The organism is Veillonella sp. ZSJB6 (assembly GCF_051549505.1).
Classification (GTDB): domain Bacteria; phylum Bacillota; class Negativicutes; order Veillonellales; family Veillonellaceae; genus Veillonella.
On the sequence record NZ_JBPUGE010000003.1, the window covers coordinates 157,948 to 173,874 of the forward strand.

General features: G+C 40.3%; 10 protein-coding genes. 8 read left to right on the plus strand and 2 right to left on the minus strand.

Annotation, left to right across the window (positions count from 1 at the left end; genetic code table 11):
• Positions 1–242 precede the first annotated feature (242 nt).
• Entirely contained in the window at positions 243–2,411 is a 2,169-nt protein-coding gene (cooS, locus tag ACSV5T_RS05255; protein WP_438320459.1) for an anaerobic carbon-monoxide dehydrogenase catalytic subunit, read from the plus strand.
• Positions 2,412–3,045: 634 nt separating this feature from the next.
• Positions 3,046–3,408 carry a hypothetical protein gene (locus tag ACSV5T_RS05260; RefSeq protein ID WP_105090068.1) on the plus strand — a complete coding sequence of 121 codons (363 nt, stop codon included), beginning with the start codon at positions 3,046–3,048 and terminating at the stop codon, positions 3,406–3,408.
• Between the two features lie 117 nt (positions 3,409–3,525).
• Here the strand turns inward: ACSV5T_RS05260 and bioB are convergent, their stop codons facing one another.
• On the minus strand, positions 3,526–4,554 hold the full coding sequence (gene bioB / locus ACSV5T_RS05265; protein WP_227720516.1) for a biotin synthase BioB: 1,029 nt from the start codon (positions 4,552–4,554) through the stop codon (positions 3,526–3,528).
• A gap of 310 nt (positions 4,555–4,864) precedes the next feature.
• Between bioB and ACSV5T_RS05270 the strand changes: the two genes are divergently transcribed.
• The 6 genes from ACSV5T_RS05270 to hemQ all read left to right on the plus strand — a co-directional run bounded on the left by ACSV5T_RS05270 (position 4,865) and on the right by hemQ (position 13,700).
• Entirely contained in the window at positions 4,865–6,136 is a 1,272-nt protein-coding gene (locus tag ACSV5T_RS05270) for a metallophosphoesterase family protein (RefSeq protein WP_438320460.1), read from the plus strand.
• On the plus strand, positions 6,126–9,008 hold the full coding sequence (locus ACSV5T_RS05275) for an AAA family ATPase (protein WP_438320461.1): 2,883 nt from the start codon (positions 6,126–6,128) through the stop codon (positions 9,006–9,008). Before ACSV5T_RS05270 ends, ACSV5T_RS05275 begins: the two co-directional genes overlap by 11 nt.
• A gap of 163 nt (positions 9,009–9,171) precedes the next feature.
• Positions 9,172–10,215, plus strand: a complete 1,044-nt coding sequence (hemE, locus tag ACSV5T_RS05280; protein ID WP_438320462.1) for a uroporphyrinogen decarboxylase — start codon at positions 9,172–9,174, stop codon at positions 10,213–10,215.
• Positions 10,216–10,219: 4 nt separating this feature from the next.
• Positions 10,220–11,119 carry a ferrochelatase gene (gene hemH, locus ACSV5T_RS05285; RefSeq protein WP_060923926.1) on the plus strand — a complete coding sequence of 300 codons (900 nt, stop codon included), beginning with the start codon at positions 10,220–10,222 and terminating at the stop codon, positions 11,117–11,119.
• Positions 11,116–12,846, plus strand: coding sequence for a protoporphyrinogen oxidase (gene hemG, locus ACSV5T_RS05290; protein ID WP_438320463.1), 1,731 nt, complete (start codon positions 11,116–11,118; stop codon positions 12,844–12,846). The genes hemH and hemG overlap by 4 nt, the downstream gene beginning before the upstream one ends.
• A gap of 122 nt (positions 12,847–12,968) precedes the next feature.
• Positions 12,969–13,700, plus strand: a complete 732-nt coding sequence (gene hemQ / locus ACSV5T_RS05295; RefSeq protein ID WP_129823600.1) for a hydrogen peroxide-dependent heme synthase — start codon at positions 12,969–12,971, stop codon at positions 13,698–13,700.
• Between the two features lie 699 nt (positions 13,701–14,399).
• On the opposite strand, the gene ACSV5T_RS05300 is transcribed toward hemQ, so the two are convergent.
• Positions 14,400–15,737, minus strand: coding sequence for an MFS transporter (locus ACSV5T_RS05300; RefSeq protein ID WP_438320464.1), 1,338 nt, complete (start codon positions 15,735–15,737; stop codon positions 14,400–14,402).
• Positions 15,738–15,927: the final 190 nt, after the last annotated feature.

A 15,927-nucleotide genomic window follows, 5' to 3' on the forward strand; every position in this document is an offset into this window, starting at 1 on the left:
TCTGAAAGTATCGAATTTGATAAATGTAGTTATTATAATAATTTATGGAGGTAAATGAGTCAAAAATTTCTCAAAATTTAATTGACAAATGTCCTTCTAGAAAATATACTTATAGTAGTTTAAAACATATTTTAAAGATAGGATTTAAAACCCATCGTTGAGGTGGAATTAACTTGCATAAAAGTAGAATATGTTTTCTTGTTATTGTCAGTTGGCCTACGTAGGCCCCTAGGAGGTTTATTATGAGTAAAGATGTGGAAAATAAAAATACCCATGACCATAGCCATGGTGAACATCATCACCATCATGATCATGACCATCATCATGACCATGACCACTGCCATTGTGGCGGTCACCATCACGATCACGACCATGATCACCATCATGACCATGACCATAGTCATGGCAAAGCGTTGCCTACGGATAAATGGGTGCCACACACTCACGAACCAGGGGTACCTCATGAACATGGCGTAAACGATTACATGAAAGCTGTTGCAGAGTACCGTAAAACATGGCCTACAAAACAAGATGTTATCGAACAAACACCAGATCCTGCTGTACGCGAAATGATTCTTCGCATGGAGCAAATTGGTTGCGATACAGTATTTGACCGTTTTGATAAACAACAACCACAATGTACATTCGGTATTGCTGGTGTATGTTGCCGTATTTGTTTCATGGGTCCATGTAAAATTACACCTAAGAGCCCTCGTGGTGTCTGCGGTGCTGATGCTGACCTTATCGTAGCTCGTAATATGACACGTGCTGCAGCAGGTGGTTTGACTCAACATGGTGCGCATGCTCGTGAAATTTTGATTTCTTTGAAAGCTGCTGCTAATGACCAATTGGATATTCCAATTATGGGCGAAGAAAAAATTCGTACTGTATGTAAAGCTTTCAACATCCCTGAAGAAGGCCGTTCCTTAAAAGAAGTGGCAAATGACTTGGCAGATGTATTGCTTGAAGATTTGAGCCGTGCATTGCCAGGAGAATATAAAACTATTACAGCGTTGGCTCCAGCTGAACGTCGCGAAGTTTGGAAAAACTTGGATATCTTGCCTATTTCCGCGTACAATGAAGCATTTGATGCATATCATCGTACATGTGTAGGTACAGATGGCGACTGGGAAAGCAACATGAAACAATTCTTACGTTGTGGCCTTGCTTTCACATTCACAGGCGTAGTTGCAGCAGACATCGCAACAGACGCATTGTTCGGTCTTGGTGGTCGTCGTACATCCAAAGTTAACATCGGCGCTTTGAAAAAAGGTTATGTTAACATCGCTGTTCATGGTCACTTGCCAACATTAGTATCCCAAATTTGTAAAATTGGTGCTTCTGAAGAGTACTTAGAAAAAGCAAAAGCTATCGGTGCTAAAGGTATCCAATTCTACGGTATCTGCTGCTCTGGTTTGTCCAGTATGTACCGTTATGAAAATGTTATTCCATTGTGTAATGCTATCGGTGCTGAGCTTGTACTTGGCACAGGCGCGCTTGATTGCTGGGTAGCTGACGTTCAAGACGTATACCCTGCTATTATGGACGTAGCACGTTGCTTCAACACAAAAGTTATCACTACATCTGATGCAGCTCGTTTACCAGGTGCAGAGCACATCGGTTACGATCATCACCACACTAACTTGGCTGAAACAAAAGATTTGGCTCGTAAAATCTTGGATCGTGCTCTTGAAGCTCATGAATTGCGCAAAGGTATGCCTGTATTCATTCCGCCATATGAAATCACTGCAGAAGTTGGTTTCTCTCCAGAATCCACTGTTAAACATTATGGTTCCTTCAAACCATTGGCAGAGGCTTTAAAATCTGGTAAAGTTCGTGGTATCGTTAATGTAGTAGGTTGTTCCAACCCTCGCGTTATCTACGAAAAAGCAACTGTAGATATTGTTGATACACTTATTAAAAATGGCTGTATCATCTTAACAAATGGTTGTGCATCCTTCCCATTGATGAAACTTGGTTACTGTAATACAGATGCTATTAAAAAATGTAGCCCTGCATTGCAAGAGTTCTTGGGTGACGATCAACCACCAGTATGGCATGTTGGCGAATGTGTAGATAATGCACGTTCCTCCGGTATCTTCGCTGGTATTGCTGGTGAATTAGGTCTTAACTTGCCACAAATGCCATTTGCAATGTCTAGCCCTGAATGGTCCAACGAAAAAGGTATTGATGCATCCCTTGGCTTCCGCTTAATGGGTATCAACTCTTACCACTGCGTTGAGCCACCTACACAAGGCTCTGATGCTGTTACAAAATGGCTTAAAGAAGACACTAAAGACATCTTAGGTTCTGTTATGTATGTAAATACAGATCCTGCTAAAGTAGCTGAAAAAATCTTAGCAGATATCGATGCTAAACGTGCTGCTTTAGGCTGGGCTGAAGTAAAATAAACTACAGTCGAATTAAATAGTACATTTTGTACATAATAATACCCTCAAAGGTTTAATTGCTCATGTAGTTAAGCCTTTGAGGGTTTTCTTTTTGTCGATTTAAAACTGGTGGTTTCTATTGTATTTGAAAGCTGATTTATACTAGTAATATTAATATTCTATGGATTATGAAATGGGACATAGTAAATAAAATTAGAAACTATATGCAGGTATTGAATATAGGAATATTTTGACAACGAAAAAAGGACTCCGACTGGAGTCCTTTTTTCATGTAAGGGGAGTGTTAGTATTAATATCAAATGAACCATGTATTTAAACAAGTAGTAGGTTTGGGGTTAGTAATACTTGTCGGGAGATAAATACACGTATGGTAACCAGGGAATTGTTACCTCTATTTATCATTTGACATTGTCATTATAAGAACAATAAATGAGTCAAAAATGAAGTTTTTTAAGAAATTTCTTTTAATTTCTTGAAATTCTAAAAAAGATAATAATTAAGTTTAATTATTGTTGATAAATACGGGGTAATTTTGGTATTATATATAAAGGAGAAGTTGTATATTTTATAAAGGTTTAATGGCTATTAGAGTTTTATAAAGTATACAGCTCTATAGCATGAGAGGAGCAGTCATATGAGGAAAATATTTACCATATTGTCCCTTTTGTGGCTACTCAGTATAGGGGGGACTGCTAACGCAACGGACTGGTACTATGTTGGACCAGATGCATCAGGAAACCAATTATTTATTGACAACGACAGTGTTCAAAAAAGTGATTATGATGCGCTTTTGTGGCTGCGGGTCAATGAACTGGGTGGCGACGAATTGCGATATAAAGTGTATATAAGTAGATATAACCGTACCATGGAAACATTAAAGGTTGATGCATACATGGCTGACGGTACACCCTATGAAAATGTAGAGTTCAATGAAAACCCTGAACCTATTGAAGGCAATACAAATGGTCAAGCCATTTATAATTTATTATGGCAATAAAAGAACCATCTAGCACAGCAAACTAGATGGTTCTTTTTATATGTGTAAAAAATTTATAAATCTTAGGAATATTTTTTATATACAACATTCTCTGAAGAGAATGGTATATACGGAAATTTAAACTTGGGCAGAGTTGCGACTTAATTCCAAGTCTTGAATCATTTGGAGATCGTCTTGTGGAGAACGACCACCAGTTGTTAAGTAGCCACCAACCATGATACCGTTAAGGCCACCTTTTAAAGCATAAGCCTGTAAGTCACGAAGATTTACTTCACGACCGCCAGCTGTACGAATCAATGCGTTTGGCAAGATGAAACGGAATACAGCGAAGGTACGTAAAATATCTAATGGACGTAATGCTTTATTGCTTTCAAATGGAGTACCTTTAACAGGGTTTAAAATATTGAGTGGTACAGAGTCAATATGCAAGCGTTTAAGCTCGAATGCCATTTCTACGCGTTGTTCTAATGTTTCGTTAAGACCAAGGATGCCGCCGGAGCAAACGCGAATGCCTGCTTTTTGTGCATTGTCGATGGTAGACATTTTATCTTCGTAGGAATGGGTTGTACAAATATCTGGGAAGTGACTAGGTGCTGTTTCGATATTGGAGTGGTATCGAGTTACACCCACTTCTTTCAATTTGAGAGCTTGTTCATAAGTTAACAAACCAAGAGAACAGCAAATTTCGAGGCCTACTTCATCTTTAATGCGGCCTAATACGCGAATGATTTGATCGAATTCGTTTGGGTTATTAGTATTACGACCACTTGTTACGATGGAGAAGCGAATAGCGCCTGCCTCTTTAGCTTTGCGAGCCGCATCGAGGATGCTTTCATCATCCATGAACGGATATACTTGAACGCCTGTTTCGTGATGTGCAGATTGAGCACAGAATTTACAGTTTTCAGGACATTTGCCAGATCGTGCATTTACAATGGCGCATACATCTACGGAGTTGTCATTGAAATGCTGACGAATTTTATCTGCCATAGCGAGTAGAATCATCGTATCATCATCAGATGTATGAATTAACTCAATTGCTTCTTCTTTTGTAATTTCACCACCATGCATAATACGATTTGCTATGGTAAGGATTTTTTCGTATGTTCCCACCTGGGATGGTTGTTGATCTGTAGGCAAAGCCATAATAGCCTCCTAATTGTTAACTTAATAAAAATATAAAATATTGACAATTTGATTGTAAACGTTAGTGCATAAATTGTCAACTTAATGTATTTTTGAGTTAACAAAAATATTTATGTAGTTTTTAGAGCGCTTTTAATACAGGGGAATTATATGACTTACAACTAATTTTAGAAGCTATATTTTACTATCTATATTAAGGTGTTAATTGATAGTTATTTTTAAGTATTCTTTAGGGTTTTGTAGTATAATAGAGTATTGTAATTACTATATATAACTATAATAAAAGTACTAATATAAGGAGTGGATATAGATGCAGCCATTTCGATTTATACACTGTGGTGACCTGCATTTAGGGGCACCCTTCCAATATGCTACAGGTATTAGCCGCGCCGTTGATCGCGCCGTGAGTGAAGCTACCTATGTAGCCTTTGATACAATTATTGACACTGCTATTGATGAGCATGTTCATGCTGTTGTCATAGCTGGTGATATTTATAATAGCGAAGATCACAATTTAGAGGCTCAAGTACGCTTTGTACGTGCCATGTATCGCTTGGCAGAGCATCGCATTGCAGTTTATATGGTGCAAGGTAATCATGACCCGGCTGAAAGCTGGAAGGCTCAATTACAGATGCCTGACAATGTGCATGTATTCTCTAGCGAACAAGTACAACGTTTTCCATTGATTGTTAACAATATAGAAATTGGTGGCGTTTACGGTATTAGCTGTGGTCATGGTAATGAAAGCGACAATTATGCTCGCCAATACCGCGCCTTTGAACGTGATGAGTTTTCTCTTGCTGTTATGCATGGTACAGTTGGCTCTAGTGCGGGCTCTGAAAATCATAATGTAACTGGTCCATGTAGTTTAACAGACCTAGCAGAAGCAGCCATGGACTATTGGGCGTTAGGGCATATTCATAAATCTCAAGTTCTTAGTGAAGAACCTCTCGTTGTATATGCTGGTAATCCTCAAGGTTTACACCGCAAAGAAATAGGCCCTAAGGGGTGCTATCTTGTTTCTGTATCTCATAATGGTCATTGTGAACCTCGATTTATTGAAACTAGTGCTATCCGTTTTGAAGAAATCAAAATTGATATTGCAGGCATGAAAACTGAAGCAGAATTCTTAGAAATTTTACGCCATAAAAAAGAGAATTTGCGTAAACAACATAAGAAGAATATCTTGCTTTCTATCGTTCTTGTAGGAACAGGACCATTGCATCGTTTATGTACACAAGAAGAGGTGCGTAAATTATGGTTGCAAGAGTCTCAAAGCGAAGAGAAGAGTAAATCTATATTCGTTATGCCCTATCACATTATTTCCACTACACGGCCTAGCATTAATTTAGCTGAGCGTAGATTGTTATCTGATGTGGTAGGTGATTATTTGCGCGCCTATGACGATATGGTTGATGGCAATGCGGTACAGACGGCTCGTCAAATTTTAGCAGAACGTCCTGAGTTTAAACGCTTAGGTGTATATGCCGATTTGTTGAGTGATGAGTTATTATTGCGTGCCTTGAAGCGCTGTGAAATTGAAGGTGTTACTGTATTGATGGGGGCTAACGATGAACATTAAACGCATACGATTTGATGAATTTGGCCCGTATCACGACTGGTCTTTCACTACTGGTGAACATGGTGTTCAGCTCATGTATGGTCCTAATGAAAGTGGTAAAACATCTCTTCTTGAAGGGATGCGCACCCTTTTATTCGGTGGTACACATAAGGCTTATGGTCCTATGACGGGTGCCCTCGATGTGGATCGTAATGGTGAAAGCTACTACATCGGTCGTAAGGGCAAACAGTTAGACTTTTACAGTCCTGGACATCCTGCCATTCATGAAGAGCCTGCTCAACATTGGTGGCATGGTATCGATAAAAAAACATATAACCGGATTTTTGCATTAACCCTTGATGATTTACAAGGCCTCGATGTATTGCAAGAGGTAGAGGTTCGGTCTCGCTTCTTCGGTGCTGAAGGGGGCGAGCATTTAGGCTCGGTTGTAAAAGATGTGGAAAAAGGCGCTACTGATCTATTAGTAGCTTCCTCTAATGGTAAACGCCGCATCAACGTGTTGATGGATGAACTTAAAGAAAATCGTCAAAAGTTAAGCCATTTAGCCGAGCATGAAACGCAATATGTAGAACTGCAAAAGGTCTTTCACAGTACTGAGCAGACTGAGGCAGAATTGCAAGGGCAGTTGCAAGAGTGGAAGGAATACCGCGACGGTATAGATGTGGTATTGCGCGCGTGGGATACGTATCGCCGTAGCGAAGAAGCGCGTATGCATATGCAACAGTACAATAGCGAGCTTGCCTTGAGTCGTGATGAGTTCCTTCGCATCGATGAGGAAATTAAACGAGCTCGAGACAATATGCAGTTGTGGCAAGAAAAGGAAGCGTCTTTGATGCCAGCCAACTTTAGTCCTGATAGTCCGTTTGGCACTTATGGTCAAGATATTGAAGACCTCATTCAACAAGGGGCTAAATGGGAACAATTGCGCCGTGAATGTGAAGAAGGGGATGCGTACATCTTCAAGGTACGGGAGCAACTAGAATTCTCTCGATCCATGCATTCTGCATGGCGTGATGATGAGCCGATGGCTGATGATGTGAATTGGTTTGAAGGTGAGCGTTTAGCAAGTCGCTTGCGCACTGCTAAAGATCAATTATTGCATTGGCAAGATCGCAAACCTGCTGAGGCATCTGATGATTTGCCAGCAGCTAACCTTGATGGAGCATCCTTGCCAAATTACAGTGAAGAGGATTTGGCAAAAAAAGAGCATCTTGAACGTGAATTAGAACTTATCTTGATGGATATAGATCGAGTTACGGAAAAACGAGATAGCTATGGCCCTGATGCACAACCGAGTAATTTGCCAAAGTGGTTACAACGCATTAGCGGTGTAGCAGCCGTTATTGGTGTATTACTCGTATTAGCGGGCCTCTTAGTATTAGAGTCCGTTCTATATACAATCGGTGGATTTATATTGTTAATCCTATCTATGGCGTTGTTCTGGTATGCAACATGGAAACGTCATAATGGTAATTCTGATGTATCTAAACTGAACTATGAATTACAAATCTTGTCCTCTCGTAAATCTGATGTAGAGCATCAACTAGAGGCAATCGTTAAAGCTGCCACACCTGTAGCGAGCCCAATTCCATCCATAGAAGGGGCGGCACATCTTGATCGTTGGATTCAAGAAGGTCATACTTTACAAGCTATTTATGATGAAGCCCTTGCAGCTTGGCAGAATTGGTTACCTCAAGGGGCGGCGAAGAGTCTTAACGAAGATGATTTCTTTGGTCTCAAACAAGAGTATGATCAATATCATGAACAATTGCGCACCATTGAAGGCTATGAAAAGCGATTAGCTGAGCATAAAGAAGGATTGCGCGTTATTGAAGACCAAGCGATGACATTGTGGTATAACCTTGGTGTTGAAGCGCCAGTATCTCCAACAGAGTTAAAACGCATTTATAACCAATACAAAAACTTCCAACAAAATAAAATTGTATGGGAACAAAAGGAAGCACAACGTAAAAGCTTCCGCAATGAGTACGATAACTGGCATCGCAAAGAAAAAGAATTACTACTTCGTCAACAAGAGCTCTTACACAAGGCGGGTATGGAAAGCTCCAACGAGTATCGTCAACATCTTATTGATGAAGACCAATACAAGCAATGGCAAACCATTTACAAACAAAGTCAGGTTCAGTTAGATCTATTAGCGCCTGATGCGGAGAATAGAGATTTATTCTATCGTCGCTTGCGTGAAGGCAATAAGGATAATTGGCTTGATGAGTTAGCTCATTCTGAACGAGAAATAGCATCCATTGAAGATAAGCTGGCAGTTTTATATGAGCGCCGTGGTCAAATTGTAGAGTCTATGCGTGCCCTTGGTTCTGACCAAGAGCAACACCAAATGCTTCAAGAGCGTGAAGCGTTACAAAATGAACTAGAATCTGCTCTTGAAGATTGGGCTACACAAGTGTTGATGAGCCACTGCATGGATAAGGCGCAGCAATCTTACGAGCAAGAAAAACAGCCTCATATGTTAGAACTTGCATCCTCTTATATAGAACGGTTAACTGGTGGTATGTATACCTTTGATGTTCTCGGTATCAACGAAGGTGTAGCCTTGGTTAATGGCAATGGAGAACGATTAGAGCTTAAGTACTGGTCTAGCGGTTTAGCTGACCAAGTATACTTGGCATTGCGCCTTGCACTAGCTAAGGTATTCTCTTACCAAGTTGAGTCCTTGCCGATTATCTTAGATGATATCCTTGTGCGCTTTGATGAAAACCGTCAACGTAGCGCGTTGGAATTATTAGCAGAAATCGGAAAGAACCAACAAATCTGGTTATTCACGTGCCAACGTTCTGTATTTGATATGGCTCAATCTATTACAGGCATTGATTGCCACAGATTGAGTCGCAATTAAACATTGATTGCCACTGATTAAGTCGTAACTAAATTGAACCCCTGTGAAGGTGTTTAGCTTTCACAGGGAATATTCATAGTTATGATATATGTGATGTAACTAAAGTAACTGTTTTAGTTATCATAGTGTGTTAGTATAAATTAGAAAGAAAGGGGTTGAGTACTTGAATACAGCATATTTAGATATGATCCAAGGTAAGAACCCTGGTGTAACACCTGTGTGGTATATGCGCCAAGCTGGTCGTAGCCAAGCGGAATACCGCAAAATCAAAGAAAAATATACGCTCTTTGAAATTACAAAAGAGCCTGAGTTATGTGCTCGTGTTACAGAGCTACCTGTAAAAGAATACGGCGTAGATGCAGCCATCCTTTATAAGGATATTATGAGCCCTATGGTAGGGATGAATGTAAAGGTAGAGCTCAAGGCGGGTGTGGGACCTGTGTTTAACACACCGATTCGCTCCATGGCTGATGTAGATACATTAGATACCTTTGATCCTACAAAGGTAGATTATATCGGGAAAACGATTAGGTTATTAACATCCGGTATGCTCGACGTTCCGCTCATTGGATTCTGTGGCGCACCATTTACGATTGCGTCTTACCTTATCGAAGGGGGACCAACAAAGAATTACAACAAAACTCGTGGCATGCTTATAGGTGCACCAGATGTGTGGAATGCATTGATGACAAAGTTAGCAGATATGTCCATTGAATATTTGTCTATGCAAGCCGAAGCCGGTGCGAATGCATTACAAATCTTCGACTCTTGGGTAGGCGCTGTGAATGCGGACCAATATAAACAAGGTATTTATCCTCATATGGAACGCATAATTAAGACTGTAAAAGATCGATACCCTCATTTACCTATGGCTATGAATGGTGTTGGTACCGATCATCTCGTATCTATTTGGTCTCATTTGCCATTGGATGTAATCGCTCTTGATTGGCGTAGCTCCATCGTTATGGCTAATGAACGAGGCGTAACACAAACGGTACAAGGTAATCTCGATCCAGCCTACTTATTCGCTGATGAAAAAACATTGGCTCACGAAGTGGATCGTATCTTACTTGATGGTGTTCGTTATGGCCGTCATATCTTTAATTTAGGCCATGGTGTATTCCCAGAGGCGGATCCTAAAAAGCTCCATTGGCTCACAGACTATGTACATGAACGCAGTCGTGAATTATGGGCACAAGAGGGGTAAGCTAGTGAACATCGAGAAAAAAGGATTATTATTCTTATCCTATGGTAGCCCTTCAAGTAAGGATGATTTGGTGCCATATATGACGAGTATTCGTCATGGTCGCGTACCGACCGATGCTGAAGTTGCAAATCTTACCCATCGTTATGATGTCATTGGTCAGTGGTCCAACGTAGAATTACAAACGATGGCAGAACGTCAATATAATAGACTGCTTACGTTGTTGCCATCCATACCATCGGCCATCGGATATCTTCATATGAAGCCGTCCATTGCTGATGCGGTAGATGCATTAGTCAAACAAGGTGTAGAGCATATTATTGCTATCGTAACGGCCCCATTCTTTACGTCTCTTGGTACTGGTGCTTATGAGAAGCAAGTGCAGGCTGCAATTGGTGACTTTCAAGGTGTAACCTTTGATGTTATTCGTGCTTGGTGGGATCAACCTTCCTTTATCGAGTATTGGGTAAAAGCAGTTTCAGATTGCATCAATGACACTAAAGATGTATTTGTTATTTTTAGTGCTCATAGCATACCTCTTATTAATAGTCATAATGCAGACTCTTATGCATTGGCCTTAGAGGAAAGTGCAAAAGAAATCGCTCAACGTTGCGATTTGGAACAGTGGTCTGTAGCTTGGCAGAGCGCAGCCCCTCACGGACAATGGTTAGGGCCAACCGTAGCGGAAGCAATCAATCAAGCTTTGCATAGTGGTGCGATACATATAGCCTTTGTACCATTTGGCTTTGTAAGCAATCATGTAGAGGTTTTGTACGATAATGATGTAGAGTGTAAAGAACTCGTTGATGCTGGCGGCGCTGTATATATGCGTGCAGAAATGCCGAATTGTGATGAAACATTCTTGCAAGCGATGGCGAGTGCAATAATAGAAAGGATTCATTCGTGAATGTAACAATAGTGGGCGGTGGCTTAACCGGATTGACAGCGGCTTATTATTTAGGCCGTGCAAAGCCGGACTGGACCATCACTCTTTATGAACAAGCACCACGATTTGGTGGGAAAATACAAACACAACGCGTCGATGACTTCGTAGTAGAGCTGGGACCTGATTCTTACTTAGGCCGTAAAACGGAAATGACGGATCTCGTCTATGATCTCGGCTTAGGGGAGACCCTTGTATCGAATGAAACAGGGCAAGCCTTTGTGTATGACAAAGGTTCTATTCATCCTATTCCAGGGGGCTCTATCATGGGCATCCCTACGGAAATGATGCCTTTTGTGAAAGCAACGCTTATTTCTTGGCCTGGCAAATTGCGAGCAGGCTTAGATTACTTTAAAAAGCCATACCAACTAGATAAAAATGGAGATGTATCTATTGGTCATTTCTTTCAATACCATTTAGGTCAAGAAATGATGGATAAGCTCATCGAGCCTCTATTGGCGGGTATCTATGGCGGCGACATTTATAAAATTAGCTTGTTATCTACATTCCCTCATTTTATTCAAGTAGAACAAAAATATGGGAACATGGTAAAAGGCATGATGGCTGCTAAGATGGGCCACTCTAAAGCGGGGGTTACTAAAGCGGCTAAAGGTGCCGTAGCTGAAGGCGACGTACCGCGTGCTGGTAAAGGGACTATGACAGACCGTCAATTCGAAAGCCATGAAGCAAAGTCTAGTCAAACTGCATCTACGAATAATAGTTCAAACAGTTCTGGCCATGCCACAAATACTAGTCCACACCGACAAACTAGTAAGGTTCAAGCGGATATGGCGAGTCGTAAGGGGACTGCTGCTCAATCTGGTATGTTCCGCCAATTGACAGGCGGCCTTGAAAGCGTTATTACCGCTATCGTTGATGCCATGCCTAGTAATGTGCACTTGTATACAGGTACGCTAGTTTCTAATATTCGATATGTTGAAGGTATGTATGCTATCGATGTGGAGAACTCTGGAAACGATGCTTGTGGCTGTCAGTCTCATTCTAAATCTATTAGAACTGCGTCTATTAATGCTGAGAACAGGGTAGAAGCTAGTGATTCTACTACAGATTCAGCTATAGAGGTACTCCTTGATAAAGCTCCTGCTATGGCGGATCATGTGATTATCGCGACACCGCCTGCCACATATACGCAATGGTTTAAGGATGATCCGGGTTTTGATTTCTTGCGCTCCATGGAACAGTCGAGCTGTGCTATTGCTATTATGGCCTTTGATAAAGCTACCTTTGATGGTGACTTAAAAGGTTCGGGCCTCTTGATTACACGCAACACAGATACACCTCTTACAGCGTGTACTATTCTTAATCAAAAATGGCCTCAAACAACGCCTGACGATAAAATCGTATTGCGCGTCTTTATTGGTAAACCTGGTAATGATGTAGTAGAACATCTCAATGATAAGGAACTTTCAGAGTTAGCAGTAAAAGAAATTCAACGCATTATGAATTTTGCAGCACAACCTGAATGGGTGCGCATCAATCGTCTCATTCACTGCATGCCTCAATATAATGTGGGCCATCGCGCAGGGATCACAGCAGTGCGTGAACATGTGGCAAAACACTATCCAAATTTACATCTCATTGGTACACCATTTGATGGCATCGGTATTCCTGATGGTGTGAAGCAAGCGAAAGAATTAGTACAGTCTATTGTGGATAGTAATAAAAGTTAATATTAATAAATAATTATAAGAAAAGACTCCATATGCTATAATAGTATATGGAGTCTTTTCGATTCTTAAAGTAATAGATATATATCCTTTTAATATAATCACTATAGATAGGAGTGATCACAATGGGAAAAGCAATCCCTACAGTAGAAGGTTGGCATAGCCAACACATGGTCTTTGCTATGGATTTCAGTGCATGGAACTGCTTTACAGCTGAAGAAAAAGCAGAAGCATGCAACGAATTAAAAGCATTTTTAGCAGACCTTGAAGCTAAACATCAAGCTAAAGAAGGTAGCTATGCATTCTATGATTGTAATGGTGCAAAAGGGGACTTAATCCTATGGATCCTTGGTCCATCCCTTGAATACTTGGCACAAGTAGAACGCAAATTCCGTCGCCTTGCGATTGCAAGCGTATTAGTTCAAACATATTCCTATACATCTGTAACAGAAGTAAGTGCGTATGTTAAAGCTAAACTCGATACAGAAGAAGTTAACCAAAAATTATACCCTCATGTACCTCGTGACAAATACATCTGCTTCTATAACATGAGCAAAAAACGTGAAGGTGATGACAACTGGTTCATGCTACCACCTCAAGAACGAGGCATGTTGATGAAATCTCACGGTGAACTTGGTAAAACATACTTAGACGTTTTATCCGAATTTACAACAGGTGGCTGTGGCCTAGACGACTGGGAATGGGGCATTACAATTTTCAGTAATGACGACATCCAATTCAAAAAAATCGTATATGATATGCGCTTTGAAGTAGCCAGTGCAAAATACGGCATCTTCAGCGACTTCTACGTTGGTACCATCATCGACGATGCACTATTAGAAGAAATCTTTGGATAATAAAAGAGCCTGCTCCAGCAGGATCTTTTATTATTTAATTCATATATATAGATAAATAACTGCTTATTGTATCGTATATTTGTTCAGATTATAATACTATTAAGGTAGTCAGCGAGGTTGGGTCTCTCTTCGTTATAGAAGGGGGTGAGCTTATGAGTGACTTTGAACTTATTACAGTTATCATTGGAATGTTGACATTAGTCGTTTCCTTTGGTGCACTTATAGCGCTTATTTGCCTCACAAAAAGCAAATAGCCCTCCGTTACCAAGTGTAATTAGCTAAACAGAAAGGCCATTTCCTATATGTTTTGTTTTTGAGATGCGCCTGACGTTCCTACTCGTCTGACTATCTATTTATATTATAGAGATAAAGATATATATCGTCAAATTAGAATGAATGGACTGCTGAGCAGTCCCTTTTTCTTTCCTTAATATGAAGGCTATAATTTTGAACAGAAAATTTGGTATACACACGTATACTCTGTAAAATATAATTCACAATGTATGAGTACTGTACTCATAACTATATTTCCATAAAAGAGAACCCCGCATCGATCCGACTTACGAGGTCAAGGCCCTAGGCCGCAGGCCTGATACGTATGGAGGAGAGATGCGGGGTTTCTTTTATCACTTAGTTTAGAAAAGTGAATTATATTTTGTTGTACTGTGGAGTGAACGTAAATTTTCTGTTTCCAGAAAATTATACGTTCATATTTGCGCTTTTACGCACATAGAACCAGTAGCACACAGCTACTGTTACCAGGTTGAACACAAGTAATGCAACGAAAGCTGGGTAGATACTACCGAATGTAGTATATGTGAAACCGAAGATTTTAGGTGTAATAAAGGCACCGTATGCAGCTACGGCAGCAACGAAACCTGTAATTAAAGAGGAAAGCAATGGATTGCCAAATACGTGAGGAATCATACGGAATGTAGCACCAGTTGCGAAGCCACAGCATACGAATGTCAACACGGACATAGCAAAGAAGAATGGGAAGTTGTGCATATCTACGCCAACTGCAATTAGCGCTGTTGTTGCACATAGACCAAGAAGGCTTACAAAGGTAACTTTTGTACCGCTATTGATCTTATCTGCTAACCAACCGCCTACAGGACGAAGGGCACCTGCTACAAGAGGACCAACAAATGCGATAGAAGCAAATGGAACTTCAGGGAATTCTTTACCTACTAATAAGCCAAGTGCTGCCGCATAACCAGAGAAAGCACCGAAGGAACAAGTGTATAGCAATGTAAGTGCCCAAGTGTGCTTGTTACCAAAGATTTGAACAAGGTTTTTAGGATTTGGTTTTTCTAGTGGTAAGTTATCCATGAAACGTGTCATAAGTGCAAGGATAACAACAAGTGGTACAATCCACATGAAAGCCGCATTGGCAAGGTATACTGCATTACCTTTGATGATAGCTGGTGTTACACCAAATACGCTACCTAGTGCAGCGGAACCCATAGCGAATGGAGCCAAGAAGTAGATTACGGAGATACCAAGGTTACCAACGCCGCCGTTGATACCAAGAGCTGTACCTTTTTCAGATTTAGGGAAGAAGTTGCCAATGTACGCCATGGAGGACGAGAAGTTGGCGCCCGCCAAACCGATAAGGGCAGTTAAAATCATAAATGTCATATAAGAAGTTGTTGTATCTTGAACGGCAAAGCCAAGCCATACAACAGGAACTAATAAAATAAGTGTGGAAATAAATGTCCAGTTCTTACCACCGATTAAGGCCGGCATGTAGGTATATACGAAACGTAATGTAGCACCTACAAGACCTGGTAATGCGGCTAATGTAAATAATTGATCTGTTGTAAAGTTAAAGCCAGCGCCATTTAGTTGTGCTGCAATGGTTGCCCATAAATACCATACACAGAATGAAAGGGTTAATGCAATTGTGGATATAACCAAGTTTTGTTTAGCAATTTTTTTACCAAACTTTTCCCAAAATTCTGGATTTTCTGGTTGCCAATTAGCCACAATTTCGCTACGGCTTGCCCCTACTTGAGGCATTTTTAGTTCGCTCATTTTGAACTTCTCCTTACTGAAAAACTATACATGCAATGAAGACATGGAAGATACAATTATCAGTCAATGTATATGAATATTGCAATTTATAGAATTTCTATAGAAAATATTCGAATTACTTAGAGATCTGAGTTATAATTATTGTATCAACAAAATTTGCAATGTCTTATATCACAAATATATTATATAT